Origin of the sequence: Mycobacterium shimoidei (assembly GCF_900417275.1) — a bacterium.
In the GTDB taxonomy this organism is placed as follows: domain Bacteria; phylum Actinomycetota; class Actinomycetes; order Mycobacteriales; family Mycobacteriaceae; genus Mycobacterium; species Mycobacterium shimoidei.
In genome coordinates this window covers 3,301,446-3,327,356 of the sequence record NZ_UEGW01000001.1, presented here as the reverse complement: position 1 = coordinate 3,327,356, position 25,911 = coordinate 3,301,446, and the positions used below count along the sequence as shown (strand labels likewise).

The window sequence follows — 25,911 nt, the reverse complement described above, 5'->3', positions numbered from 1 at the left end:
TTTCGCTACGGCGGGAAGATGATGGGGGCGCTGACCCGGCAAGCGCGCGCTGCTGCGGTTGCTTGCCGGGCCAGGCCTTGGTTACCGGGGCGGCTGGGCCGGCTTGGCCGCCGCGGCCGGGTCGGCGGCGGTGATGGTTTCGGCGCGGTACGCGATGCCGGAGCGGCCGTCCTGCGACCACGGCAGCGCGACCAGACCCGACACCGCGACCGGCTGTCCGACCGTGAGCTTCGGCTCCCCGACCACAGTGACGGCGAGCACCTCGCCGCCGGTGGCGTCCAGGGCGATCAACTGCACCTGCCACAACGCTTGACCAGTTGCCTTATCGATGCGTGGCGTACCGGTGTCGAAATTGGTGCGCTGCTCCGGAATCCGGGTGCACAGGAACGTCACGCCGGTCGTATCGATTTTCAGTTTCATCTCGGTGCTGTCCTTCCTTTGTTGTTCTCACGCGGGCGTGTTCATCCGCGGATCAAGGACAGCGCTACCGGCGATGCTTCTGGAAGTGACGGGCAGTGATAACAGTGATAACCGCAAACGCGCAAACCTGGCTGACCTGCGCCGATGTATGCGGCATGATCGACACCATGGCCGCAGCCGACCCGATCCGCGCACTCAATGCGCAGCGGCTCAGCGCGGCCCGGAAACGCTACGGCTACAGCCTGCGTGAGTTGGCAATCGAGGTTGAAAACGTCCGCAAGCTACGTGGCGATGCCGACCTACCCGAACGGGAGTCCCTACGACAAAAGATCGCCCAGATCGAGCGAACCGGGATGCTCGGCCCGATGTGGCGTGAAGACCTCGCCGCGGTGTTCGGCGTCGAACCCGACGAGTTGTTCAGCGTGCCCATCGCCACCGCATTGCCGCACCCGCTGCTGGTGCGACTTCCTGTCAACCGCGACGTACTCGCTGTCATCGAGTCCCGGCAACAAGCCCATATCGAAGTCGAGCACACCTTCGGCCCTCAGCACGCCCGCCCCCTGGTGGAATCCGACCTTGCCACGATCGAATCCCTGATTGCGCACGCACCTTCGCAGATCAAGACCGAGATGCGGCATGCTGCCGGGGCTACCGCCGAGGTCGCTGGATGGATCGCCCAAGATGTCGGTGATCACGCCGCCGCAGAGAAACTCACCCACACCGCTGCCCTGCACCTGCGCACAGCCGGCCCAGCATTCAACGCCATGATCCTGATGCGCCAGTCCAACATCCTGACCCGCAGCGACCCCGACCTGGCCGCCGTCTTGGCTGCTGAGGCCGCCGAACTGATCGACGGGCGCGACGTGGGTCGCCTGGCCGCCAGTATCGCCCGCCAACAGGCCCTAGCTGAGCTGTTTAACCAGAATGAGCGAGAATTTCATCGCCGTGCCGCCGCTGCCCTCGAACTCGGCGATCTGCAACCCCATCCTCATGATCATGCGATCTACGCCCACGCCGCCTACGTCGCCAGCGAGATCGCCTTCGGCTACCTCCGCATTGATGACCCCGACAAGGCCGTCGCCCTGCTCGCCGGACACCATCACGCCTGGACCGCACACCAGTACCGCGATCAGACCGTGGCCGACATGCGGCTCCTGCACGCCTATATCGCCACCGGCGAATACCAGCAAGCACTGGCCCTCACCGACACGGCGATCCCGGGCTACCTCGCGGCACCCTCGCAGCGGGCCAGACTTCATCTGGCCAAGGCGGGCACACTCGTGCGCGACCGCCGACGACGACGAAACAAGGACCCGATCCTGCAACAGCTCGCCGGCCGTATCAAAAACGCCACCCAAGGAGTCATCGCATGAGCCGTCGAGTCATTCCCGACACCACCAGCACAGACCCCGCAACTGCCCGCTCTATCGCGGTGCTGCCGGTCGGCTCATTCGAGCAACACGGCCCCTACCTTCCGCTCGGCACCGACACGCTCATCGCCAGTGCTATCGCATCGTCAATCAGTCAGCACCACAAAGTGTTTCAGTTACCGCCGGTTACATTCGGCTGCTCTCACGAACACGTGGCCTACTCCGGCACCGTGAGCATCAGCGCCACCACCCTCGCCGCGATCGTCGCTGACATCATCGAATCACTGTCACAACAAAACACCGCCGGATTGATCATCGTGAACGGCCACGGCGGCAACGCTGTACTGACCAACGTCGTCCAGCAGGCCAACCAGCCCAAGGCCCCCATCAACGTCGGGCTCTACCCCAGCCGCGAAGACTGGGCCGAGGCCCGAACCGCCGCAGGCATCCATAGCAGCAGCCACGACGACATGCACGCCGGGGAACTGGAGACCTCCATCTTGCTCGCCACCGACCCCGACTACCTACGCGAAGGCTGGCAGACCAGCGACCACACCGCCACCGACCGCCGCTACCTGACCACCATCGGCATCCACGCCTACACGCCCACCGGCGTCATCGGCTACCCATCACAAGCCACCGAAACCAAAGGCAGCCAAGCCCTCGACCACCTCGGCCGCAACGCCGCCACGCTGATCGGACTCCTCACCGGCCAATAAGCCAAGCAGCCGGGCGGGGCGGCTACCGTCCGCTGGCGCTCCCGTCCGCCGCCCCGCAACACCCCAGCTCAAGACCGCCGACGCCCACCAGCAGCCACCGTGGACCCAGCTCGTGAGAACTTTCTTTACTGGTATCAAGTAACTAGAGTCCGATACGCTTGGCGATGATCTCGTTCATGATTTCGTTGGTGCCGCCGCCTATTCCGAGAATCCGGCAGTCTCGATAGTGTCTCTCGATCTCAGACTCACGCATGTAGCCCATCCCACCGAAGATCTGAACCGCCTCGTTGACCACGTAGTCGCACGCATACACAGCGGTGTTCTTGGCCATCGACACCTCGGCAACGACATCCTCCCCTGCTAGCCACCTCTGCATGACCGCACGGGTGTAGGTGCACGCCACGTCGACCTGTCGAGCCATCTCGGCAAGCTTATGGCGAATGACCTGGCGCCCCGTCAACGGTCTACCGAACGTTTCACGCTCCCGCGCCCAACTCTTGGCGAGATCGAGAGCCCTATCCGCCGTCGCGTACGCCTGGACAGCGATGCCGAGCCGTTCAGCCTGAAATTGCTGCATGATCTGCAAAAACCCGCTGTTCTCTGCCCCCACCAGGTTCTCAGCCGGTACGCGAACGTCGACGAAAGACAACTCGGCGGTGTCGCTACATCGCCACCCCATCTTGTCCAACCGGCGGGACACTTCAAATCCAGACGAATTCTTGTCGATCACGAGCAATGAAACTCCCCCGTAACCCGGTCCGCCGGTGCGTACCGCCGTAGTAACGAAGTCCGCCCGAACTCCGCTGGTGATGAACGTCTTTGCTCCGTTGACCACGTAGGTGTCGCCATCGCGCACTGCGCGTGTGCGCAAATTCGCGACATCTGAGCCTGCCCCAGGCTCGGTAACGCCCAGCGAGCCGATCATCTTTCCTGCGAGCGTCGGACGGACATATCGTTCAATCAGGACTTCGGAGCCATTGGCGGCAATGTGGGGAAGGGCAATGCCATGGGTGAACAAGGCGGCGCAGACGCCAGTGGACCCACCTGCGGCCAGGATGGCCTCAGTGACCAGTGCAGAGTCAATCGCGTTGCCGCCGCTGCCGCCGACTTCTTCCGGGAACCCGATTCCGAGAAGCCCGACCTCGGCAGCATTGAGGTGCAGGTCGCGCGGGATCTCACCCACCCGCTCCCATTCCGCTAGCTTCGGCGCGATTTCACGTTCGACGAAAGACCGCGCCATTTGACTCAGCGCTCGTCGCTCCGGCGTAGTCCACACCTTCGGGGCGACAACGAAACGAGCTGCCCCATCCTCGCATGCCGTGGTCGTGCCTGCGTCCGTCATCTCAGCCTCCGCGAGAATTTGATGGATTGATTACAAGGTGGCTGACGCTTGCCGTCCTCAGGATGGGCAAGGAGGACGCGACGCGCAGCAGCCTAAGCGGTCCGGCGGCGTGTAATCTGCAGCGGCGCAAGGACGTGAACATGAGAAGTGAAGCATGGTTCTCTTCAGAACCGGACGAGCCCTCGGATGTTTTTTCCTGAACGCATATCCTGGTAGCCCTCATTGATTTGGTCGAGGGAGTATTCGCGGGTGACCAACTCGTCGAGCTTCAACCGCCCGGCCGAGTAAAGCTCGACCAGCCGCGGAATATCGTGTGGCGCATTAGATGAGCCATATAAGGCGCCACGAATCTGCTTTTCGTAAAGCGTCATCTCCAGCAGTGACCCTGAGATCGACGACTCGTCGGGATGCCCGATGGCCGTAACCACGACGCGTCCGCGCTTTCCGACCAAGGCCAGCGCTTCGGCGGTATAAGAGGCCTCAGCCACATCAGTGGTGAGGATGCAGACATCGGCCAGCTTGCCCAGCGTCATATCGCTGACTAGCGACCAAGCTTCATCCATCGAGGCGGCGGTATGCGTCGCGCCGAACCCGCTCGCTTGCTCTCGTTTGAACTCCACCGGATCGACCGCCACAATTGCCAGCGCCCCCGCGATTCGCGCGCCCTGAATCGCATTCATTCCGATTCCGCCTGCTCCCACTACCACGACGGTGTCCCCGGCGCGCACCTCCCCAGTCCGCACCGCAGATCCGTAGCCGGTCGTGACGCCGCAACCGATCAACGCTGCCCGATCCAGAGGGATTCCGCCGTCAATCTTGACCACGGATGCCTGCGGCACCACTGTGTACTCGGAAAACGTTCCGAGCAAACACATCTGCCCGACGTCCTCGCCTCGTGCGTGAAAGCGATAGGTGCCGTCGACCTGCGGTCCCATCATCAGCGCCGCTCCCAGATCACAAAGATTGCCCATGCCGCGCGCGCAGTAGGAGCAGCGCCCACACGAGGGGAGGAAGGTCAAGATGACAGGATCACCTTCGGACAGATCCTCAACCCCTTCGCCGCACTCCGCGACTGTGCCAGCACCCTCATGGCCCCCTACTACCGGCAATGGGATCGGGAGGTCGCCGGTGACCAGATGTTCGTCGGAATGACACAAGCCGGTGGCCGCCAGCCGCACGAGGACCTCCCCGGGACCTGGCGGATCCAACTCGACTTCTTCGACCTCCCACTTCTGCTCCAAGCCCCACAAAACAGCGGCACGTGTCTTCATGCTGAAGTCCCTTCTATCTAATGACGCTTCTGAAGTAGTAATCCCGACTGCGCACGGTCACAAGAACTCGTCCTGAATGTCTCCCGACATGTCGCCGTAGGCCGCGGCGACCACTCGCCCGCACCCGGGCTCGTACCGGACTGGCATCACACATCGAGCAGGTCGTGACGCTTGTCGGCTTCGAGGATTGCCCGATATTCTGGAAAAAGGTTTTTCGCCTGCGGAATTAGCTTGATCAGTTTCGTGACAGGACCTTTCGCTCGTACCGTTCCCTTGGCCATCGCCATGGTCAAGTTCACCTTCCCCAACCAGAACCTATTTCCGGTATCCGCGGACATGAACAATTCGACATTCGGTGTAACGCCACTGTCCGCGCCGGTTTCTATCACCCTCTTCGGCATATCCACGGTTACTACCGCATCTGGATCGGTGTAATGAATCCGCAACACCACCCCGGACCCGGCAAGTCTGTTCGCAAGGTCTTCGTTCTCCAACCCTCGTCGAAAGATTCCGGCGAGGTAGCGGTAAACCTCTTCCGCATCAGCGAAGACAGCCATCGTGAATCTCCATTCTGGTTGACGCAGTCCAAGCACTCAAAAAAATTCCGTTGGGTCGCACCCAGTTTGATTTCCACCGCAGGTAACCTGCATTCATAGGAGTAGATTTCCTGCCTCCCTCAGCGCCTGCGCGAGTCGACGTTCGGCTTGCGGCAACTGCGCAGCGAGACAGGCCGCGCCACTCGCTCGCCGGCGCGGATCTGCACCGCGTTCGTAAGCGGTTCGCGCGACAGCGGTCCACAGCTTAGATGCGGTCTTCGCAGCCTCCGCTGCTCGGAACGCAGGTTCGAAACCCAACTCTTCAGCGACGCGCCGACATCCGCGTGCCTGCAGATCTCGGAAAAGACCGCCTCCGGTTCCGGCCTTTTCGATGAAGGCGCTCAGCGCAAACAAGGCACCGTCGAGGGTGTCGTCGTCAAAGATCTCCGGCCACCGCTCGAGGTCCTTCACAAACGTCGACACACCTGATAATCCACGCGCCTGAGATTCACAATCGGAGCCCTCGGTAATCGGCGCGCTCACAAACGAACCCTGCATCGCGTCCGCAGACCTACGGAAGGCCGACCGGGCAGCATTGCCGAGATCTGGTGCCGCGCTGGGCCACTCGACCACGTAGGTGGTGTGCCGCGTGGGGACGGGAAATCCCGTCGATGCGCGTGCCTTTCGTAAATTCTCATAAGGCACGGCTTGAGTTACATCGCGATCGTTATCGACTACGAACGCGAGTTCCTCGTCGTCGTCGTACCCAACGATCACGACATCGTGTCGGCTCATACTCAGACGCGTTCTCAGATAGGGCAATTCGGCGATGTCAGTCCACACCATGACCGGGGTACCGGCATCGATCTGTTCGGTCACCCATTTCCAACCGAGATCGGGGTCGTCTGTCGAACGGCACTCGAAGCGCGCACCCAACCGGGTCAAGTATTCGTCTTCGAGGTCCGCGCTGCGTCCAACGAGGTAGATCGGTGGATTTAGGTGTGCCGAGCGAACATACGAGAAGTCGAGGGCCCCGCCGAGCGCAAACACGATACCTTCGTCCGGGGTGTGGCCACCCCAACGGACCCCCGCCCATTCGGTCAAATCCCGAAGAGCACCCGATCCGCAATGTCCCGCCGTGTCGTGGCGATACGGCACCACTATCGATGCCATCAATCCTCCTCCAAGTGACTAACGTGCAGGCGGCAACTTATCTGAGTCATAGGGAACGCGAGATGATTTCCTTCATCACCTCGTTCGTGCCGGCATAAATTTTCTGCACGCGTTGATCCACCCACAATCTGGAGATGGGGTACTCGGTCATGTAGCCATATCCGCCGTGAAGCTGCATACAGTCATCGAGTACCTTCATCGCTCGCTCCGTGGTCCACCACTTCGCCATGGCGACGGTCTGCACGTCGAGTTGACCCGCAAGGTGCAGGTCGATGCAGTAGTCGAGGAATACTCGCGCGATGCGCGTTTCAGTCGCAGCTTCCGCCAAGGTGAATTTGGTGTTCTGGAAGCCGAAGACGGGCCGACCAAACGCCTCCCGTTCGCGGGTGTATTTGAGCGTTTGATCCAGGGCGAGTTCCATCGATGCGACAGCTCCCACCGCGACGATGAGTCGCTCTTGTGGCAGCTGCGTCATCAGCTGAATGAAGCCCTGTCCCTCAGCCTGGCCCAGTAGATGCGAGCGCGGAACTCTCACGTCATCGAAGAACAATTCGGAGGTGTCCTGGCCGCGTTGGCCGATCTTGTCGAGAACCTTGCCCCGCCGGAATCCGGGCCGGTCAGCCTCGACAGCGATCAAAGAGATGCCCGCAGCGCCCTGGCTCGGATCTGTCTTGGCAACAACGATGATGAGGTCGGCCTGTTGGCCGTTGGTGATGAAAGTCTTGGAGCCGGTGACTACGTACTCGTCACCGTCCAGGATGGCTTTTGTCTTGACGCTCTGCAGATCGGACCCAGTCCCCGGTTCCGTCATGGCTATCGCCCCGATCATTTCACCGGACGCCATCTTGGGAAGCCACTGCGCGCGCAGCTCTTCAGTCGCGTAATGCAGGATATAGTGGGCGACGATTCCGCTGTGCAGTCCCGCACCCCATGAGCTGTCACCGATGCGGGCCTGCTCTTCGAGCACGACCGCTTCGTGCGCGAAAGTTCCGCCCCCTCCGCCGTATTCCTCGGGTACGGACATGCAGAGCAATCCCAGCTCGCCCGCTCGGTTCCACAGTTCTCGGTCGACGTGGTGCTGGTCGGCAAAGCGTTGCGCATGCGGCGCCAATTCGGCCGAGAAGAACTTCGAAGCGAGATCACGAAGCTCGAGTAATTCTGCATTCATCCAGGGAGAGATTGGGGACGACATGATTACCTTCCGACTGTTGCAATTCCAGGGATTCGACGTTATGACGTTTCGATTTTGATGAGGTATTCGCCGGCAGAGTGGCGCGCACGGATGGCCTTTTTGTCGTACTTTCCGACGCTCGTCCGCGGAATATCGGACACGAAGCTCCATCGCTCAGGAACCCACCATTTGGCGACTTTGCCCGAAAGGAACGATCGGAGTTGGTCAATGTCAACGTCGGTTCCTGGGTGGACGACGACAAGCGCCAACGGCCGTTCCTGCCACCTATCGTCCGCGACGCCGACCACCGCCGCTTCGTACACGGCAGGGTGCCCGATCAGCGCGTTCTCCAGCTCCACCGAGGAGATCCATTCGCCACCTGACTTGATGACGTCTTTCGAGCGGTCGGTCAGGGTCAGATAGCCCTCGGCGTCGATCCTGCCCACATCACCGGTACGCAACCATCCGTCGTCGAACTTCTCCGTATCGTTGTCTCCGAAATAAGAACCGGTAATCCAAGGGCCGCGCGCCTGAATTTCCCCAACTGACCGACCGTCCCACGGCACGGGTTTCCCGTCGTCGTCCCGCAACCGGATTTCGACACCGCAGATCGGCCGGCCCTGGGATGCGCGCATCTCCCATCGTCGCGTCGTGTCGGCTCCGCGAGCCGGACGTGCAACGGTCGCCAGCGGAGAGGTTTCGGTCATCCCCCATGCCTGCACAATGGGCACGTTGTACTTCTCTTCGAACGCCCGCATCAAGGAAAGCGGAACAGCAGATCCCCCGCACGCCACCAGCCGTAGCGAAGAAATGTCCCGCCCAGGGTGCGAATCCAGATATCGGTCGACATCGTTCCAGATCGTCGGCACTGCACCGGCGACGGTCGGCCTGGTGTCTTCGATGATCGACACCAACGGCTCGGCCTGGAGAAACCGGTCGGGAAGCACCAAATCCGCGCCGGACATCAACGCGGCGTAGATAAGCCCCCAGGCATTGGCGTGAAACATCGGGACGATGGCCAGCACACTGTCGGCCTCGCTGACTGACAACGCGTTAGCTGTGCAGGCGGCCAGGGAGTGAAGGTACGTCGAACGGTGGCTGTAGACGACGCCCTTGGGATCTCCAGTGGTGCCGCTCGTGTAACACATGGCCGCGGCCGACCGCTCGTCGAGCTCAGGCCAGTCAAATGACTCTTCCTGACCGGCAAGCACTTCCTCGTAACGCAGAACGGTCTTCCCGCATCCCTGTAACGGGGCGAGGTCGCCGTCTCCGGTAACGATGACGGTGTGCACCGACGCCATCGCTGGGAGCGCGGGCGCCAACAACGGGGCGACCGAAGCGTCGACGAGGACGATCTGATCGCACGCGTGGTTGGCGATGTACGCGAGTTGCTCCCGAGCCAAACGAATGTTGAGCGTGTGCAGGACCGCTCCCATGGAGGGAATCGCACAGTAGGCCTCCAGATGCTCTTGGTTGCTCCACTGGAAGGTGGCCACGCGTTGGTCTGCCGTGATGCCAAGGCTGCGCAGCGCATTAGCAAGGCGAGCCACTCGCGCCAGCAGACTACGGTAGGGCGTTCTCCGATACCCATCTCCGGTCGGAGTGATGACCTCGCTGTCACCGTGTATGGCTGCCGCATGCTGAACAATCGCCGACACCGTGAGGGGAACATTTTGCATGGTGCTTTGCATGGTGCAGGGCCCTTTCAGGCGAAGAGGTCGGGACGGCTGTTCGGCTGGTCGATGAATGTTCCGTAGTGCGTTCTCAAAGCCTGCACGATGTCCGCTAGGGGTAGATCGTCGTAGGCTCCCCGGTCACGGAGATATTCCATGTGCTGGGTGCCGTCCCCGGTGAACCCGTGCAGCAGCGCGTCGCTACGCCCGTCGAAGTCGATGGGCGAGACACCGAACCGTGCGCACAACTCCCGATTGAACGCCGGGGTCGCCTTGACCCACGCACCGTTGAGAAGCATGAGACTGTAACCGTGATAGACGAAAATGTCGGTACCACCCATACGCTCGCGCAATGTCTTGGTCTGGAAGTGGTTTCGGACATCGGCGAACCCCAGCCGCGCTTGGATTCCCGCCGCTCGGCACGCCGCAGTCAGGAGCACGGCCTTCGGGATGCAGTAGGCTCGTTCTGCGGTTGCGACGGTGCTGGCGCGATAGGCGTGCGGGTTGTCGGTCACCGTGTACGGGTCGTACCAAATGGAGTCACGGACCGCGGTGAAGATGGCGATCGCCTTCTCGGTGTCGCCGCAGGCGCCACGGATGGCCGATGATGTGAAGTCACGCACCGAATCGTGTTGCCAGTCAAGGAACTCCGTGGGATCGAGGTAGGGCCTGTGGCCAACGGTCATCGGCGCTTCATCTCCAACGGAAGTCCGTCCACCGGAATGGGCAGCGAGGTGTTGTCCCATCGGATGTGATAGTTCTGCGGAACCGTCCAGGTGAACGAACGCAGCATCCTGTGCAGGATTGCTTTGACCTCGAGGGTCCCGAACTGCATGCCAATGCACTTGTGCGCTCCACCACCGAACGGTACCCAGGCGAATCGGTGGTGTTGGTCCTCACGCCGAGGCTCGCCAAAACGTGAGGGATCGAACCGGTCCGGATCACTCCAGATCTTCCGATCGAAGTGATTCACGGCGGGCGTTATGGCGCACAACGTGTTCGCGGGGATGTGATATCCGTCGAGGGCGACATCTCGAACCGTCTTGCGCATCACCAGCGGAACAGGTGCAAGCAGTCTGAGCGCTTCCTTGAGCACAAGGTCGATAACCGTCATCTTCTCCAGGGCTTCGATGTCTGGCAACCCGTCACCGACGGCCTCGGCTTCCGCAGCCGCTGCCTCCTGCCACTCCGGATACTTGGCGAGGAAATAGGCGACCGCAGTGGTGGTGATCGTCGATGTGTCGTGGGCCGCCATCATCAGGAAGATCATGTGATTCACCACGTCCTCGTCGGAAAACCGCTCCCCGTCCTCGGTGGTGGCTTGACATAAAGCAGCGAACAGATCGTTCGTCTCGCCGGCTCGCGCGGCCGGCAGATGCCGGAAGAAGTAGTCCTCCAAGACGCGCCGGCCTCGCACACCAGCGCGGAATCTGGTTCCCGGAAGGGGAGCACGCACAAGGGAACTCGCCGCCCGGACCGTGGCGACGAACGCCTTGTTGACAGCATCGCTCTCGTCCTTGCCGCGGCCGCCCATGAAGACGTCAGTGGCTATGTCGAGGGTGAGTTCCTTCAGCAGTGGGTAGATGCGAACCGACGGACCCACCGGCCACGCGGGCACTGCCGTGCGAACGCGTGGGGTCACCTGTTCGACATATCCGGTCAGGCGGGGACGCGTAAACGCCTCTTGCATGATGCGCCGGTGCATCAGGTGCTCGTCGAAGCTCATGAGCATCAAACCGCGATGGAAGAAGGCGTCGATCAGGAAGGACCAGCCGTCCTGAGAGAATGCCTTCGCTTCGCTCGTGAATGCCTCGCGAGTAGCGTCCGGGCCGGCGATGACCACCATCTTGTGGCCGAACGCGCCCATCCACGACACCGAACCCAGACGGTCGTAACGCTCCCGACTGAAATCCGAGCCGAATCGGATGTAGTCGAGCGTGTGACCCACCAAGGGCAGTCCCGCATCCCCCCGGATAGCTTTCAACCCACTTCCCGCGGGTACTGGTGACAGTTCACGAACCGGCCAACCACGACTCCATCGACGCCATCTGTCGTCGACGGCGTCAGGCGCGGGGACCATGATCACAGAGGACAACCGCTCCTTCACGTGGCGTGCAGGCGCGAGAAGATGATTCGTCATGGTTCCTCCTCCTGGACGCTTGGCCGCTCTGACGGCGTCGCCACTAGTCTTTACAAATGTGCGATTGATGTCAATATCTGGACAATATTGGTCTAAGTGGTTAAGTGAGCGCCTCGGACCCCTGATCGTCCCGGCGACGCAACAGCTTCCATTCGGAGCTGCTTTTTACCGCTAGGGGCCCAACCTTTCTCAAGACGTAATCGCTGCTTCGCGGATTACGGGTGAGGAGTCGGTAGATGAAGGTAGGGCCCGGCCAGTTCGTCGGGATTTCCCCACTCGAGGTCCGATACCAGCTCGCACAGAGCGCCCACACCGACCTCCCTAGTCGCCGTTTCAAGCGCGTGTTGTAACGCTGCGCAATCTCTGACTTCACATCGATCGCATGACCTGGATGGGCAGCCACGACCTTGATGAGCGTTGCGATGTGACGAACTTGTGACTCGATCATGTAGAGGATCGACCCCGAGCCCACATTCGTGTTGGGACCATAAAGCAGGAACAGGTTCGGGAACATGGGGACAGTGATGCCCAGATATGCGTGTGCCTGGGTCTTCCACACCTCGGCCAAGGAGACTCCGTGGGAGCCGCGCACGGACATTGGGGCGAGGAAATCGGTGGCGCGAAACCCGGTTCCGTAGATCACGACATCTGTAGGACGAAATTCGCCGTCCTCGGTCGTGACACCCTTGTCGCAGAGTTTTGCAATCGCGTTCGGCACCAACGACACGCGATCACTCGCGATTGCTGGATAGTAGTCATTCGAGAACAGCACTCGCTTGCACCCTGGCGCGTCGGAAGGCGTTAATTGCTCGCGCAGAGAGCGGCTGGCGACCTGCCGATGTAGGTGGTGGCGCGCGATCGCACCGAGGACGCGTGAGAGGGGCTTCGCGTCGACTAGCGTCACAGCGAGCAACTCGAAAATTAGCCATACCGCGAAACGCTCGAGGCGCAGCGCCATCGGCAATAATTCGCTCACCCTGTGGTGACGGCCTCGATATGTGCTGTCCCATTTCGGGAGAATCCACGGAGCCGTACGCTGGTACAGCGTGACATGCTCCGCCTCCTGGGCGATGTGTGGCACGAATTGGATGGCACTTGCTCCTGTGCCGATGACGGCGACTCGCTTGCCGCGAAGCGACACCGATCGGTCCCAACGTGCCGAATGAAAGCGCGGCCCCTGGAAGGAGTCTGCGTCGGCAATATCGGGTATGTAGGGCAAGGAGAGCTGACCCACGGCCGAGACGACGACATCGCAGGTTATTGTCTCGTTCGAGTTCGTAGCCAGGGTCCAACGCCCGAACTGCTCATCGAAGCTCAGGTCGACAACTTCGGTCTCTGTGCGTAGATGTGCGTCCAGTCCGCCACTCTTCACGAGTTGTTGGAGGTACTTGAGTATCTCGGGTTGCTCGGCATATCGCCGTGACCAGCGGGCATTGGGCTGGTAGGAGAGCGAGTACAACGCTGACGGCACGTCGCAGGCCGCTCCCGGGTAGGTGTTGTCACGCCAAACACCCCCGATGTCTGCAGCCTTTTCCAGGATCGTGAAGTTCGTGAACCCGTCCTTCTTCAGCCGGTGGGCCATCGCAACCCCGGCGAAGCCGGCCCCGATGATCACGATCGACGGATCGTACGCGCGACAGGCCGTCGCGAAGTTGCTGCTCATGAGGCAGAGACGACTGACTTCACGCTGCGGCGGTCGAGGTGGTGTAGGTGTAGGAGCATTGCCTGTTCGGACACTTTCACCTGACTTCCGAGGCTTCAAGGAAGCGTCCCGCTCGATGAATCGCGTCTCGGGCTTCGGGAAGAATCCGGAACATAGCCTGGAATACATGGATCTGTCCCCGGTATACCTGGATCTCGACGTGGGATCCAGCTGATTGAAGTCGCTCGGCGAGACGGCGCGAGTCATCGATCAACATTTCTCTCCCGCCCACCTGAATGAGGATCGGCGGCATCGAGGTGAGGTCCGCGTCAAGCACGCTGAGGCGCGGATCTCCGCGATCTGCGCCACCTACGTAGAGGTCAAGAGCGCGCGCCGCTGATTGAGCGGAGGCAAAAGGATCCCGGCGGCGAATTTCACGCGCTCTGGCAAGTTCGCACCTGAGATCCAGGACGGGAGACATCAGCAGCATCGCATCAGGGAGCGGCAATCCAACTGCACGTGCGCCCAAGGCCGTGGCCATCGTGAGCTGACCGCCCGCTGAATCGCCGGCAACCGCGACGGTGCGCTGACAAGAACCCGGGGACCCTCCGCTGGTAAGCCAGCGATACGCATTCAGCGCATCGTCCGCGGCTGCGGGATAGGGATACCGCGGGGCAAGACGATACTTCACTGCGAAGATGGGGCGCCCGCTCGCCGAGGCGAGTTCACCAAGAAGACCGCGGTGCGTCTCCGGCGAGCACATAGAATAGGCGCCGCCGTGGATGTACAGCAAAGGGTTGGCATGCGGATTAATGGCAGGCGTGGTGATCCAGTCCCCACGAACCGGGCCTCCGGCGAATACAGTGTCAACCTTGCGCACTGTGACGCCGCGCCGAGGCCGTGAGGCTACGAGCGCTGTTCGAAGCACGCGATCCATCACCGCAAGTCCGTAGGCGTTTGATGGCATCAGCTGCGCCAGTGGCCGCAGCGTGGTTCGCGAGGACATCGCGACGAGATGACTGGCAAGACTGGGCTGCCAGTCAGGGGCATCCATTCTGGTCACCGGGGACACACCTCTTCGGGCCGATTCTCGAATCGGTAGTCCGAGAGGCGAAAGGTGCGGCTCCGCCAATAGGTCTCCAGAGTCGTTGATGGACGGAGTGGAACGTCACCGTGCCTGTCGAAGTAGTAGCTGTTGGCATTGGAACAGCTCGGCTGCCAGAAAACCTGTCTGTGACGCCGCCTTAGCACTTCGGCGAAATAACGGTCGTTCGCCTCCTTCTTGACCTCCACGCAGTTAGCACCCAGCGCCCGCGCGCGACGAAGACACCGGACGATGTGCCGACTCTGCGCCTCGATGAGCGTGAAGTACGAGGAACCGTTGTAGCCGTACGGGCCGAAGATGTTGAAATGATTCGGAAATCCCGGGACGCTCACCCCTTCGAAGGCCTGCAGTCGATGCTCGTCCCACCATGTAGCCTGCTCCAGCCCGCCGCGTCCCTTCAATACGTAAGTTGGCATGTTGCCCGACTCCATCACTTTGAAGCCGGTGGCCAGGATCAAGACGTCAATGGGATGAGCTTTGCCGTCTCGAGTATGGACGGATGCATGGTCGATATGGGTTATGCCGCTCGTCTCGAGCGAAACGTTGGACCGGTTGTACGTTGCGAGATAGGAATTGTGGAAGCTGGGTCGTTTACAGCCCAACGAGTAGCGCGGAATGAGTTGTTCTCTCGTCGTCGGGTCATGGACCTCACGCCGCATGTACCGCTTTGCGGCGCTCTCCATGACATCGGCGAACGGTATCACCGTATGAAAGTGAGCGGCGATTGGGAAAGTGATTTCCACGAACGCCTGGCTGGCGGTCCGGGTCGCCAATTGTGCCCCCGGCAGGAAATGTAGAAGCCTTCCACCCCACGTCGGTATGGGGAAGTCTGGCTTCGGCAGACAATAAATTGGAGTTCGCTGAAATACCGTCAGACTCTCTGCTTTCTTTGCGACTTCGGGTATCAGTTGCACCGCCGATGCACCGGTACCGATTACTGCAACCCTCTTCCCGCTGAGATCTTTGGCATTGTCCCATCTAGCCGTGTGGAGCGTAACGCCGGCGAAATCTCGCACCCCCTTGATTTCAGGCCACTTTGGCCGACTGAGAACGCCGGAGCAATTTATCACGAAGCGTGCCGTGAACTCCTCACCATTGGCACTGGTCAAATGCCACCGTGTTGCGTTCTCGTCGAAACAAGCCTCGGTAATGGTTGTGTTGAAACGAATATGGTCCCAGAGCCGATACTTTTCAACACATCGCTCGGCATAGGCTTTGAGCTCATTGCCGTGGGCGTACGTGCGCGACCAAGAGGGCCGCATTTCGTATGAGAATTGATAACTGAACGACGGTATATCGACAGCGATACCCGGGTAGGTGTTCCAGTGCCACGTACCACCTACGCCATCGGCGTCATCAACCATCAAGAAGTCGGTAAATCCCGCCTTCATCAAGCTAATGCCAGACCCGATGCCGGAAAATCCAGCTCCTATGATAATTATCTCGTAATTACGGTCGGACTTGCGATCCATTCCTGTATTTCACCGTTCTGACGGTCAGCCCTGCAAACTTGTATTCAGAGTGATTGCGTCAGCTCGACGTGTGTATCGTCGCGCCGGGTTATCACGTAATCATGAGGATTCAAGCGGGATAGTTCTCTCGTAAACTGGGTCGCGAAACCTGGGTACATCGTGCCGTTGTAGCCGTCCTCGGTCAAATACCAACTGCTGCACCCCGAATTCCAGGTCGTTCGTCGAAGGCGGCGCTGAATTTCGGAGTGATAGCGGTCCTGACGATCCTCTCTCACATCCAAAGTGCTGATGTCATTTTGCTGAAGGAGCTTGATCGCCTTGACGATGTAGTCGATTGCGGCCTCCATATATACGAGCGCCGAGTTGTGGCCTGGCCCGGAATTCGGTCCGAAAGTGAAGAATAAGTTCGGATACCCGGCCACGCTCACGCTCTTGAACGCGAATGTCCCCTGAGACCATTCATCGCCGAGCTTCCGACCGCCGAGGCCGCTGATCGGGAACGGGGTGCCGCGTTTGCACACATCGAAGCCGGTGGCAAACACGATGCAGTCCACTTCGTGCTCGACACCGTCGGCGGTCCGGATCCCGTTGGGTGACAATGTGGCGATCGGCCAGCTGATCAGCTTGCAGTTATCCGCCTGTAGCGCAGGGTAATAATCGCTGGTCATGAGCATACGTTTGCAGCCGGGTCTGAAATGGGGCGTCAACTGACGTCTCAACCAGGGGTCTTTCACCTGCCGACGCAGATGAGCCTTCGCCGCCAGCTGTATCGCCGATGTCGCGGCGGTGTTCCAGACCATACCCACTGCCATCACTTCGTGGGTCCAGAACCAGGCGTCGCGGAGCGCTTGTTCGCTCATCGGCAGTCGTTTGAAGGTCGAACGCGCCCAGGCCGGATGCTTGAAGTTCACCCGCGGTAGCACCCAGCCGGGCGTTCTTTGGAAAACTTTGACCGACGCAGCCGACTTCACGAGCTCAGGAACGATCTGCACCGCGCTCGCGCCGGTTCCGATGACCGCAACCCTCTTATCGCTGAGGTCATAGCCGTGATCCCATCGAGCACTGTGAATTTTCTTTCCCTCATACGAATCAATTCCTCGAATATCGGGAAAGCTGGCGTTGGCAAGTGGTCCACTGGCCATCACAACTGACCGGGTGTGATACCGCTTTCCATCTGCTGTGTCGGCCATCCAGATGCCGGCATCCTCATCGAATTCCAAGGCAGTCACGTCGGTATCAAACTGGATGAACCGGGCAAGATCGTACTTGTCGACCATATCGTCGATATATTCGAGGATCTCAGCGCTCCCCGAGTAGGTTTGAGTCCAGCCCGGATTCGGCTCGAACGAGTAGGAGTAGAGAAGCGAGGGAATATCGCAGGCCGCACCGGGATAAGTATTGTCTCGCCAGGTGCCTCCGACGCGGTCTGACCGTTCCAGGATGACGAAGTCATCCGTGCCCTCTTGAAGCAGTCTGATCGCCGCACCGATACCTGCGAACCCGGCGCCGACGATCAACGTCGTCGTGGTGCCTGTCATTTGGCAACCGGTTCGTAGGTCAGTTCGTCCGTCCAGGATGGCGGCCGACCGAAGATCTGAACAGGGAAAACATCGATCGCATTGCCAAGGCGCTGAGACACGAAGTGCAGAGGCTGGGACCGCTTGATGGACGACGACATGTGCGCCTTCAAGATGTGATAGCCGGGCACCCTACGCGTGTGTTCACTGCGATCGCCGACATTGGCGTACCGCGTCACTGCGTTGTATAACTTCTCCTCGGACAGACCCATAGCGTTGAGATTCATCAACATGCGCGTCAACAGCGGGATATACAGCAACGCGCCGGTGAGAATGCGCGGGTCGACCAGAGCGCCCGCAGTTTGAATGGCGTGGATTCGCATCGGGCTGGCGCCCAGGTCGTTCAAGACCTGGAAGCCAACCGCGAGATGCCTTGATTCGTCGCTGTTGACCTTGTTGAACACCTCCCCGCAGACGGGGTCGTCAACCTCATCGAGGAGAAACTTCAGCAGCGCTCCATCGAGCGCAGTCTCCAGTGCCGGGATCGCGGCCCCGATGACGGTCAGGGGCAGGGCTTCGGCGTAGCGGTCCAGCCATTCGATGACCAGCCGAATATTCTTGTTCGGGATCGGTTTCTTGCCTTCCTCGAGCATGCCCCAGCGACGCATCAAGGCAAGTTCGGCGTTGGCGTGACGCTGTTCCTCGGCGTGAAAGTAACGGTAAATGTCTCCGAGCGCTTCGAATGGCGCCTTTGGAGCCATCGCGGCGAAGGCACGCGCTCCAACATGCTCAATCCACACCACGTCGGACATGAATTGCTTGAGTTTGGGACGCTGTTCGTCGGTGATCAGTTCCGCCCCAGGAGCGTCCCAATCGATATCGGCCAGAGCCCACTGCCTGTTTTTGATCGTCTCGAGCATGTCACTGTATGCGAAAGCCACTTTCCTGCTCCTTTACTCGGCTGAATCGTTCCACGAGGCCATGCGCTCCACGAGGCCCAGCGTGCGTGTGAAAGGACCAGGAAGGCCCCTCTTGAGTTGCCACAAGACTTTGGCGTCAAGTTGCGGCACTACGTAAATCCGTCCGCGATCATGTGCGTCCAAAGTCATGCGAGCTACGTGCTGTGGCGAAATGCCGGTCCATTTCATCAGGTTGGTCGCGAGTCTTGCAGCCGCCTCGTCGATTTGAGGATTGTTGACGATGTTCGTCTTCACGAAGGTGGGGCAAAGCACTGTGACGTTGATGTCAGTACCGCTCAGTTCGGCCGCCAATGTCTCCGACAGAGCGAGCACTCCGGCCTTGCTCACGTTGTAAGCCGCCATCCGAGGGGCCGAGCCAAAGCTCGCTGCGGACGCCACATTGATGACTCCGCCGTGCCCATTGCTGCGGAGCCGAGGCACAAAAGTCTCGCAGCCGTAGATAACGCCCCAGAGGTTGACAGAAATCGCCGCGTTCCAGTCCTCGATCGACGTCGCGCCGATGCGGTTGCCGCCCGCACCGATTCCGGCGTTGTTGATGACGAGGCTCGCAGCCTTCTCGAACCAGTCTTCGCTCACATCAGCGAGGTTGCGGACCTGCTCAAGATCGGTGACATCGCATTCGATGTCGAAGCCCTCGCCGCCAGCCTGCCTCACCAACTCTGCCGACTCTTTTGCAGTGACGGGATCTTTGTCGGCGCACACCACGCGTCCACCTCGGCGCGCAAGCTCCACGGCGAATGCGCGGCCGATACCGCTTCCTGCGCCCGTGACGACTGCATCGGCGCGGTGCGTTCTGCCTGGTGCGCCGCCGAAGGGCAGCAATCTCATCCGTCTGCCTTTCGGGTCGCGACATGGACGTCTGCTGTGGGGAAACTCTCATCTGGGGGCACCAGCCACCATTGGTGTCGCATGCCACCAGTTTGGTGGTGGAACGAGCACCTTGTCAAGATGGAGAGGTGCGGTCGAGAAACAAGCGCTGGGGTGGTCGGACCGGGGCCGAGCGTCGTGCCGAGCGACGGCAGCAATTGATCGAGGCCGCAACCGAGATTTGGAGTGAGAGCGGTTGGGCCTCGGTGACTATGCGCGGTGTATGCGGCCGCGCAGGGCTGAACGATCGATACTTCTACGAGGGCTTCAAGACGCGCGATGAGCTGCTCGTTGCTGCGTGGGATGGCGTCCGCAATGACATGCTCGGCGAGGTCGCTGCGCTCTTCAACGAGCGTGCGAATCGGCCGCCGATCGAAACCATCACCGCGGCGATCGCCGTCGTCATCGACCGGATCGCACGCGATCCCGGCCGGGCACGCATCCTGCTTGCTCAGCATGTCGGTAGCTCACCGCTGCAAGACCGCCGCGCCGTGGCGCTACAGGAAGCAACGCAGTTGGTCGTTGAGGCAAGCCGGCCACACCTCCGACAAGATGCCGACGAGATGGCCCTTCGCATGGACACTCTGATCGCCGTAGGCGGGTTCGTCGAAGTCATGACAGCCTGGAACTCGGGTCTGCTTGCGGTGACCGAGAAGGAAGTGGTCGCGCACACGAGCAGACTGGCTGAGACCCTCGCTCAACGCTATGTCGTCAGCGACTGATCCAGGCCCACAGAGCCAACCATCTCCGTGGCCGTCGCTGCCGAACCGCATTCGTGGTTCGACCGTCCCGGCGCCCACGTGACCGACGGCGCGCGCGTGAGGCTGCCGGCGTCGCACGCTGTTCGGAAGGAGCGACGCAGGAACGGTGCTCCTGCGTCGCCGAACTTCCGCACCGTTGCTATCCCGGCTGAGCGATAATTCTCTGTGAACCGTCTTGGTCGAACAGTTCCTTGCTCCAACGCTCCAGGACCGCGGCGCTGTCCCAATCATCAGGGTGGAAACCCGGGCGGTTGTAGGAACGGAATCGCCGCAGCGCATCGGCGGTGAACATCGGGGTGCGACTGAAGCGGTACAGACTGCGCACCAGGGTGACCGGGTTATATGAGGCTTTGTCAGCGGCCATGGACAGGGCAGTCTGCAGAATGAGTTCGCCGAACAGAATTACTGAAGCGATCCGCATGCCCCGTACACGGGTGCGCTCGGTTGCTCCCACCAGCCGATAGACATCAAAGGCAACCGCTTTGTGCTCCGACTCCTCGAAGGCATGCCACAGCAGAATCGGTCGAACCTCTGTCTGGCCGATGAGCTTCTGGGCGTCTTCGCTGGTAAGAATGATTTCTGCCAGCGTAGCGGTGTAGTGCTCCAACGCGGAGGTCATGGACAGCCGCATTTCCGGCGAAAAGCGCCGTTCCAATCGCTTGATCAAGCGTCCGACATGACGGTCGATTCGCGCGGTCGGATAACCCATGACCTGGAGTCGCTCGTTGAGGAGACGATGCTGGTGTCGATGTGTGGCCTCTTGTCCGATGAAACCCTTGACCGCTGTCTCTAGTTGGGGATCGTCGATGGAACTCTGGAAGTTCCTGACCGAGCGGATGAAGAAATCCTCGCCTTCCGGGAACGTCGCAGAAAGCACCGAGATGAAATGGCTCATCACCAGGTCGCCATCCACGAAGTGTTGCCGCTTCGTGGAGGTCGGCATCGGAAACCGAACGCGCCTGGGTTTTGGCAGCACCCGGGTCGGGGTCGGGGCTTGATCGTCCGACATGTGAGGTCCTTCCTCGAAGTTTGGATCTGACTTTATGCCTTGTCAGATAAGACTGCCAGACTGTAGGACATGAGTCCAGCACGTGTCTATGGCGGGCTGTCCGCAACTCAACGCGATGCGCAGCGTCGCGTGATGTTGATTGATGCGGCGGTCTCAATCATGGGCACCCACGGAGCTGCCGCGTGCACCGTGACCGCCGTGTGTGCGAAATCAGGAGTGACGAGCCGGTACTTCTACCAACAGTTTCGCGATCGAGACGCGCTCTTGCGTGCGGTATTTGCCAAGATCTCCACTACCTTCCAAGCGGTGATAACCAGCGCCATTCCGGACGACACGGTTGCTCCTCAAGAACTCGCCTTCGCTCCGATCAAGGCCCTGGTTCAGGTGATCGAGAACGATCCCCGCATGGCCCGCATACTGTTTGTCGAGTCGGGCGCAGAACCCCTCCTTCGGCAGCTGCGAAGCGATCTGATGACCGATTTTGCGGAGCTGGTGCTCAGAGAGGCCCGCTTGCACCTCGATATACCCAGCGATGTGCTTCAAGTCGCAGATCTCGCCGCTACCTACGGTGTCGGGGGCCTGTTCGAGATACTCCGTCGCTGGATAGATGGACAACTGAACCTCTCGACTGAAATGCTTATCGAGCACTGTGCGGGTTTTCTCGGCATTCTCGGCCTGTATACCCTCGGACAGGCGCCTGATCAGGCCGCTCCGCCGCTGGCCAAAGCCGAGGAGACCCGATAGATTCTGGCCGACCGGCGTTATGCACTACTCGGTTGGCTGAAGGGCATGGCGCGACACTGACAATCGCTGCGGGTGTTCACCCGAGATCGCGAACCGTAGACTCCACGCGCGCCGGACGAGGAACTCGATACGACCTCGCACGGGCCCTGTGTGCCGTCCCTCCCCAGTCAATTCCTTCGATCGCTCGATCTGCAGCGAACGCACCGCTTCGATCCTCGCCATTCGACGGAACCACGGCGCGGAACAAATCCGACGCCCGCCTGCGCCGTTGTCACCTGATGTTAATTGCGGCTAACATCAGCGCCTAGTAGATCGACGTCGATGCTCGCCCGGAAGGAAAACTTTGGTACAGGTCCTGCCCGATCGGGTCGACGACACCGCGCCCGGCTATCTCAAGAACCGCGAAGGACTGAGCGCGCAACTCGACACCATCGCGGAGCAACTGGCGCTGGTCAACGGCGGCGGCGGCGCGAAATACGTTGCGCGCCACCGTAAGCGGGGCAAGCTGCTTGTCCGCGAGCGCATCGAGCTGATGCTCGACCCCGACACGGCGTTCCTCGAACTATGCCCCTTCGCCGCCTGGGGCAGTAAGTTCCCCGTCGGCGGTAGCGTGGTGGTAGGCATCGGCGTGGTCGAGGGCATCGAGTCGATGATCATCGCCCACGACCCCACCGTCCGCGGCGGCGCATCGAACCCTTATACCTTCCGCAAGGTGTTCCGCGGCATGGCCATCGCGCGGGAGAACCGACTGCCCATCATCAACATCGTCGAATCTGGCGGCGCCGACCTGCCCACACAGGCAGAGATCTTCGTGCCCGGCGGACAGCTGTTCCACGACTTGACCCAGCACAGCGCAGCGGGGCTGCCGACACTGGCCCTGGTCTTCGGCAACTCGACCGCGGGAGGTGCGTACGTCCCGGGCATGTGCGACTACGTCGTGATGGTGCGCAACCGTTCCAAGGTGTTCCTCGGCGGTCCGCCGCTGGTCAAGATGGCCACGGGCGAGGTCTCCGATGACGAGTCGCTCGGCGGCGCCGACATGCACGCCCGCACCTCGGGGCTGGCCGATTACATGGCCGAGGACGAGCAGGATGCGATCCGCATCGGCCGTCGCATCATGGCGCGGCTCAACTGGCGGAAGAACGGCCCCGGACCCACCACGCCGCCGCACCCACCGGTGCACGACCCCGATCAGCTGCTCGGCATCGCGTCGGTCGATCCGAAGGTGCCCTTCGACCCCCGCGACGTCATCGCCCGAGTGGTCGACGGCTCGGCCTTCGACGAGTTCAAACCTCTCTACGGCACGTCACTCGTCACCGGCTGGGCCTCGATCCACGGCTTCCCGGTCGGCATCCTCGCAAACGCACGGGGCATCCTGTTCAGTGAGGAGGCCGAGAAAGGTTCGCAGTTCATCCAACTGGCAAATCAGATCGACACCCCCCTCATCTTCCTGCAGAACACCACCGGTTTCATGGTCGGTGCCGAGTACGAACAGGGCGGCATCATCAAGGACGGCGCCAAGATGATCAACGCCGTATCAAACAGCACGGTCCCCCACGTGACCATCACCATGGGTGCGTCCTACGGTGCCGGGAACTACGGCATGTGCGGGCGATCGTACTCACCGCGTTTCCTATTCGCTTGGCCTAACTCGAAGTCGGCCGTGATGGGTCCGGCGCAACTGGCCGGAGTGCTGTCCATCGTGGCGCGCGAGTCCGCCGCCGACCGCGGGCTGCCCTTCGACGAGCAGGCCGACGCCCAGATGCGCGCCGCCGTCGAGGAACAGATCGAGCGCGAATCCGTCGCACTGGCCAACAGCGGCCGACTTTACGACGACGGGATCATCGATCCCCGCGATACGCGGACCGTTCTCGGGTTCTGCCTGTCGGTGATCCACAACGGCGAGGTCCGTGGCCAGCGTGGCTACGGCGTGTTCCGGATGTGATGGCGATGCCCAAGATCCGCAAGGTCCTGGTCGCCAACCGTGGCGAGATCGCGCGGCGGGTGTTCCGCACTTGCCGCGATCTCGGGATCGCCACCGTCGCGGTCTATTCCGACGCCGACGCCGACGCGTGGCACGTCGCCGACGCCGACGAGGCCGTGCACCTTCCCGGCTCGTCTGCCGCCGAGACCTACCTCGACATCCACCGGATCATCGCCGCTGCCTCGCTCACCGGCGCGGACGCAGTACACCCCGGCTACGGCTTCCTTTCGGAAAACGCCGGGTTCGCGCGCGCCTGTGCCGCCGCCGACCTCGTCTTCATCGGTCCGCCGCCCGGGGCGATCGACGCGATGGGCTCGAAGCTGCAGGCCAAGAAGACGATGTCCGACGCGGGGGTGCCTGTGCTGCCCGGTGGCGACACGACGGGGCTATCGGCCGAGCAGCTGGCGAAGCTGGCCGCCGACGTCGGCTACCCCGTGCTGGTCAAGGCCAGCGCCGGCGGCGGTGGCCGAGGCATGCGCATTGTCGCGTCGCCGGACGAGCTCGACGAAGCGGTCACCTCCGCTTCGCGTGAGGCCGCCGCCGCGTTCGCCGACGGCACCGTCTTCCTCGAGCGTTACGTCCAGCGCCCACGCCACGTCGAGATCCAGATCATGGCCGACACGCACGGAAACGTCGTCTCTCTGTTCGAGCGCGAGTGCTCCGTGCAGCGTCGACACCAGAAGGTGATCGAGGAGGCGCCGTCACCGGTCGTCGACGACGCGTTGCGCGCTCGGATGAGCGAGGCCGCCATCGCCGCCGCGCGCGCCGTCGGCTACGTAGGCGCCGGGACGGTCGAGTTCGTCTACGACGCCGCTCAGGATGGCAAAGCCGACTCCTTCGCCTTCCTAGAGATGAACACCCGGCTGCAGGTCGAGCACCCGGTTACCGAGCTGATCACCGGCCTCGACCTGGTGCGTGCCCAGCTGCTCGTAGCCATGGGCCGCCCGCTGCCTGAGGAGATGCACAACCCGCGAATTCGCGGTCACGCGGTCGAGGCCCGGCTGTGCGCCGAGGATCCGGCCGATGACTACCGGCCCTGTACCGGCACCCTGCGCACCTTGGATGTCCCGGCGCTTGCCGGCGTGCGGGTTGACTCGGGTTTTCGTGCCGGTTCGGTCATCAGTCATTACTACGATTCGCTGCTGGCCAAGGTCATCGCGTGGGCACCAACGCGCGACGAGGCACTTGCCAGCCTCTCGGCGGCGCTGGCCGGCGCCCGTATTCACGGCGTGACCACCAATCGCAACCTGCTTGTTCGCGTCCTGCGCCATGACGAGTTCGCCGGGCGGGGCACCGACACTGGGTTCCTTGACCGACACGACGTCGCCCAACTCGGCGCTGCCCTCCCAGACACGCAGTCCGAGCGCCTGCACGCCGTCGCGGCGACCGTGGCCGGGGTGGCCGCGCGGCGTGCCGTCGCAACTCTGCAGGCCACGTTGCCCGCCGGCTGGCGCAACAACCCTTCGCAGCCGCAGACCACAACCTGGCAGACCCAGGGCGGGCGCGAAGTGCGCGTCGGGTACACGTTAGGTTCGACAGGGACCTGCCTGCAGGTCGACGACGAGCCGTTGGCCGACGTCGAGGTTGTCGAGGGCAGTAGCGAGCGGGTGGTGCTGCGCGTCGACGGGGTGCGCCGCACTTATGATGTCGTCCTCGACGGCGATGTTGCCCACCTCGACTCGGTCGCCGGCTACTCCGCCCTGCGGCTGGCGCCACGCTTCGTCGACCCGAGCACTCTGAACCCGCCCGGGTCGCTCACCGCGCCGATGCCGGGCTCGGTGATCCGACTACCGGTCGCCGAGGGCGAGACGGTGTCAGCCGGTCAAACGCTCGTCGTCCTGGAGGCGATGAAGATGGAGCACACCGTCGCGAGCCCGATCGACGGGGTGCTGAGCGCCCTGCCGGTCCAGGTCGGCCATCAGGTCTCGAGCGGTGACGTCCTCGCCGTGGTCGAGGCGGTGGACGGCGGTGAAGTGGCGTCGGACGCCACGGAGCTCTAATGAAGCCGGCGCGCT

22 protein-coding genes are annotated in these 25,911 nt (G+C 61.6%); 6 read left to right on the top strand and 16 right to left on the bottom strand.

Annotated elements, in window-relative coordinates:
* Positions 1-81: 81 nt before the first annotated feature.
* Complete coding sequence (locus tag MSP7336_RS16050) at positions 82-420, bottom strand: SCO3933 family regulatory protein (RefSeq protein ID WP_083080115.1); 339 nt, start codon at positions 418-420, stop codon at positions 82-84.
* A gap of 104 nt (positions 421-524) precedes the next feature.
* Between MSP7336_RS16050 and MSP7336_RS16045 the strand changes: the two genes are divergently transcribed.
* Entirely contained in the window at positions 525-1,793 is a 1,269-nt protein-coding gene (locus MSP7336_RS16045; protein WP_244917477.1) for a hypothetical protein, read from the top strand.
* The gene (locus MSP7336_RS16040) at positions 1,790-2,509 is read left to right on the top strand and encodes a creatininase family protein (protein ID WP_083080114.1); all 720 of its coding nucleotides are present in this window, start codon (positions 1,790-1,792) and stop codon (positions 2,507-2,509) included. The genes MSP7336_RS16045 and MSP7336_RS16040 overlap by 4 nt, the downstream gene beginning before the upstream one ends.
* A 142-nt stretch (positions 2,510-2,651) precedes the next feature.
* Here MSP7336_RS16040 and MSP7336_RS16035 read toward each other — a convergent pair whose 3' ends face one another.
* The 14 genes from MSP7336_RS16035 to MSP7336_RS15970 all read right to left on the bottom strand — a co-directional run bounded on the left by MSP7336_RS16035 (position 2,652) and on the right by MSP7336_RS15970 (position 19,359).
* Positions 2,652-3,851, bottom strand: coding sequence for an acyl-CoA dehydrogenase family protein (locus MSP7336_RS16035; RefSeq protein WP_083080113.1), 1,200 nt, complete (start codon positions 3,849-3,851; stop codon positions 2,652-2,654).
* 164 nt (positions 3,852-4,015) lie between these two features.
* Complete coding sequence (locus MSP7336_RS16030; RefSeq protein WP_083080112.1) at positions 4,016-5,122, bottom strand: NDMA-dependent alcohol dehydrogenase; 1,107 nt, start codon at positions 5,120-5,122, stop codon at positions 4,016-4,018.
* A 146-nt stretch (positions 5,123-5,268) separates the two neighbouring features.
* Positions 5,269-5,679 (bottom strand): SCP2 sterol-binding domain-containing protein, encoded by a 411-nt coding sequence (locus tag MSP7336_RS16025; protein ID WP_083080110.1) that lies wholly within the window; start codon positions 5,677-5,679, stop codon positions 5,269-5,271.
* A 93-nt stretch (positions 5,680-5,772) separates the two neighbouring features.
* Positions 5,773-6,831, bottom strand: a complete 1,059-nt coding sequence (locus tag MSP7336_RS16020) for a BtrH N-terminal domain-containing protein (RefSeq protein ID WP_083080109.1) — start codon at positions 6,829-6,831, stop codon at positions 5,773-5,775.
* A 46-nt stretch (positions 6,832-6,877) separates the two neighbouring features.
* On the bottom strand, positions 6,878-8,023 hold the full coding sequence (locus tag MSP7336_RS16015; protein ID WP_083080107.1) for an acyl-CoA dehydrogenase family protein: 1,146 nt from the start codon (positions 8,021-8,023) through the stop codon (positions 6,878-6,880).
* Positions 8,024-8,061: 38 nt separating this feature from the next.
* On the bottom strand, positions 8,062-9,681 hold the full coding sequence (locus MSP7336_RS16010) for a fatty acid--CoA ligase (RefSeq protein WP_109560643.1): 1,620 nt from the start codon (positions 9,679-9,681) through the stop codon (positions 8,062-8,064).
* Between the two features lie 26 nt (positions 9,682-9,707).
* A complete protein-coding gene (locus MSP7336_RS16005; RefSeq protein WP_083080104.1) occupies positions 9,708-10,361 on the bottom strand; it encodes a transglutaminase-like domain-containing protein in 654 nt (217 codons plus the stop codon).
* Positions 10,358-11,815, bottom strand: coding sequence for a cytochrome P450 (locus tag MSP7336_RS16000; protein ID WP_083080103.1), 1,458 nt, complete (start codon positions 11,813-11,815; stop codon positions 10,358-10,360). The genes MSP7336_RS16005 and MSP7336_RS16000 overlap by 4 nt, the downstream gene beginning before the upstream one ends.
* A gap of 100 nt (positions 11,816-11,915) precedes the next feature.
* Positions 11,916-13,478: a flavin-containing monooxygenase gene (locus MSP7336_RS15995; protein ID WP_083080101.1), complete on the bottom strand. Its 1,563-nt coding sequence runs from the start codon at positions 13,476-13,478 to the stop codon at positions 11,916-11,918.
* A 76-nt stretch (positions 13,479-13,554) separates the two neighbouring features.
* The gene (locus tag MSP7336_RS15990; RefSeq protein WP_012296509.1) at positions 13,555-14,520 is read right to left on the bottom strand and encodes an alpha/beta hydrolase; all 966 of its coding nucleotides are present in this window, start codon (positions 14,518-14,520) and stop codon (positions 13,555-13,557) included.
* Entirely contained in the window at positions 14,517-16,034 is a 1,518-nt protein-coding gene (locus MSP7336_RS15985) for a flavin-containing monooxygenase (protein WP_011560579.1), read from the bottom strand. The genes MSP7336_RS15990 and MSP7336_RS15985 overlap by 4 nt, the downstream gene beginning before the upstream one ends.
* A gap of 44 nt (positions 16,035-16,078) precedes the next feature.
* A complete protein-coding gene (locus MSP7336_RS15980; protein ID WP_083080100.1) occupies positions 16,079-17,572 on the bottom strand; it encodes a flavin-containing monooxygenase in 1,494 nt (497 codons plus the stop codon).
* A complete protein-coding gene (locus MSP7336_RS15975) occupies positions 17,569-18,492 on the bottom strand; it encodes a reductase (RefSeq protein ID WP_083080098.1) in 924 nt (307 codons plus the stop codon). Before MSP7336_RS15975 ends, MSP7336_RS15980 begins: the two co-directional genes overlap by 4 nt.
* 12 nt (positions 18,493-18,504) lie before the next feature.
* Positions 18,505-19,359: an SDR family NAD(P)-dependent oxidoreductase gene (locus tag MSP7336_RS15970; protein ID WP_083080097.1), complete on the bottom strand. Its 855-nt coding sequence runs from the start codon at positions 19,357-19,359 to the stop codon at positions 18,505-18,507.
* Between the two features lie 128 nt (positions 19,360-19,487).
* Here MSP7336_RS15970 and MSP7336_RS15965 point away from each other — a divergent pair, with 128 nt between their 5' ends.
* A complete protein-coding gene (locus MSP7336_RS15965) occupies positions 19,488-20,120 on the top strand; it encodes a TetR/AcrR family transcriptional regulator (protein ID WP_109560635.1) in 633 nt (210 codons plus the stop codon).
* Positions 20,121-20,298: 178 nt separating this feature from the next.
* On the opposite strand, the gene MSP7336_RS15960 is transcribed toward MSP7336_RS15965, so the two are convergent.
* Complete coding sequence (locus MSP7336_RS15960; RefSeq protein ID WP_083080095.1) at positions 20,299-21,168, bottom strand: metal-dependent hydrolase; 870 nt, start codon at positions 21,166-21,168, stop codon at positions 20,299-20,301.
* A 69-nt stretch (positions 21,169-21,237) separates the two neighbouring features.
* Between MSP7336_RS15960 and MSP7336_RS15955 the strand changes: the two genes are divergently transcribed.
* From MSP7336_RS15955 to MSP7336_RS15945, 3 genes are all read left to right on the top strand, one after another.
* Positions 21,238-21,912 (top strand): TetR/AcrR family transcriptional regulator, encoded by a 675-nt coding sequence (locus MSP7336_RS15955; protein ID WP_083080094.1) that lies wholly within the window; start codon positions 21,238-21,240, stop codon positions 21,910-21,912.
* 343 nt (positions 21,913-22,255) lie between these two features.
* The gene (locus tag MSP7336_RS15950) at positions 22,256-23,857 is read left to right on the top strand and encodes an acyl-CoA carboxylase subunit beta (protein ID WP_011560585.1); all 1,602 of its coding nucleotides are present in this window, start codon (positions 22,256-22,258) and stop codon (positions 23,855-23,857) included.
* Positions 23,858-23,862: 5 nt separating this feature from the next.
* Entirely contained in the window at positions 23,863-25,896 is a 2,034-nt protein-coding gene (locus tag MSP7336_RS15945; RefSeq protein ID WP_005116476.1) for an ATP-binding protein, read from the top strand.
* Positions 25,897-25,911 lie beyond the last annotated feature (15 nt).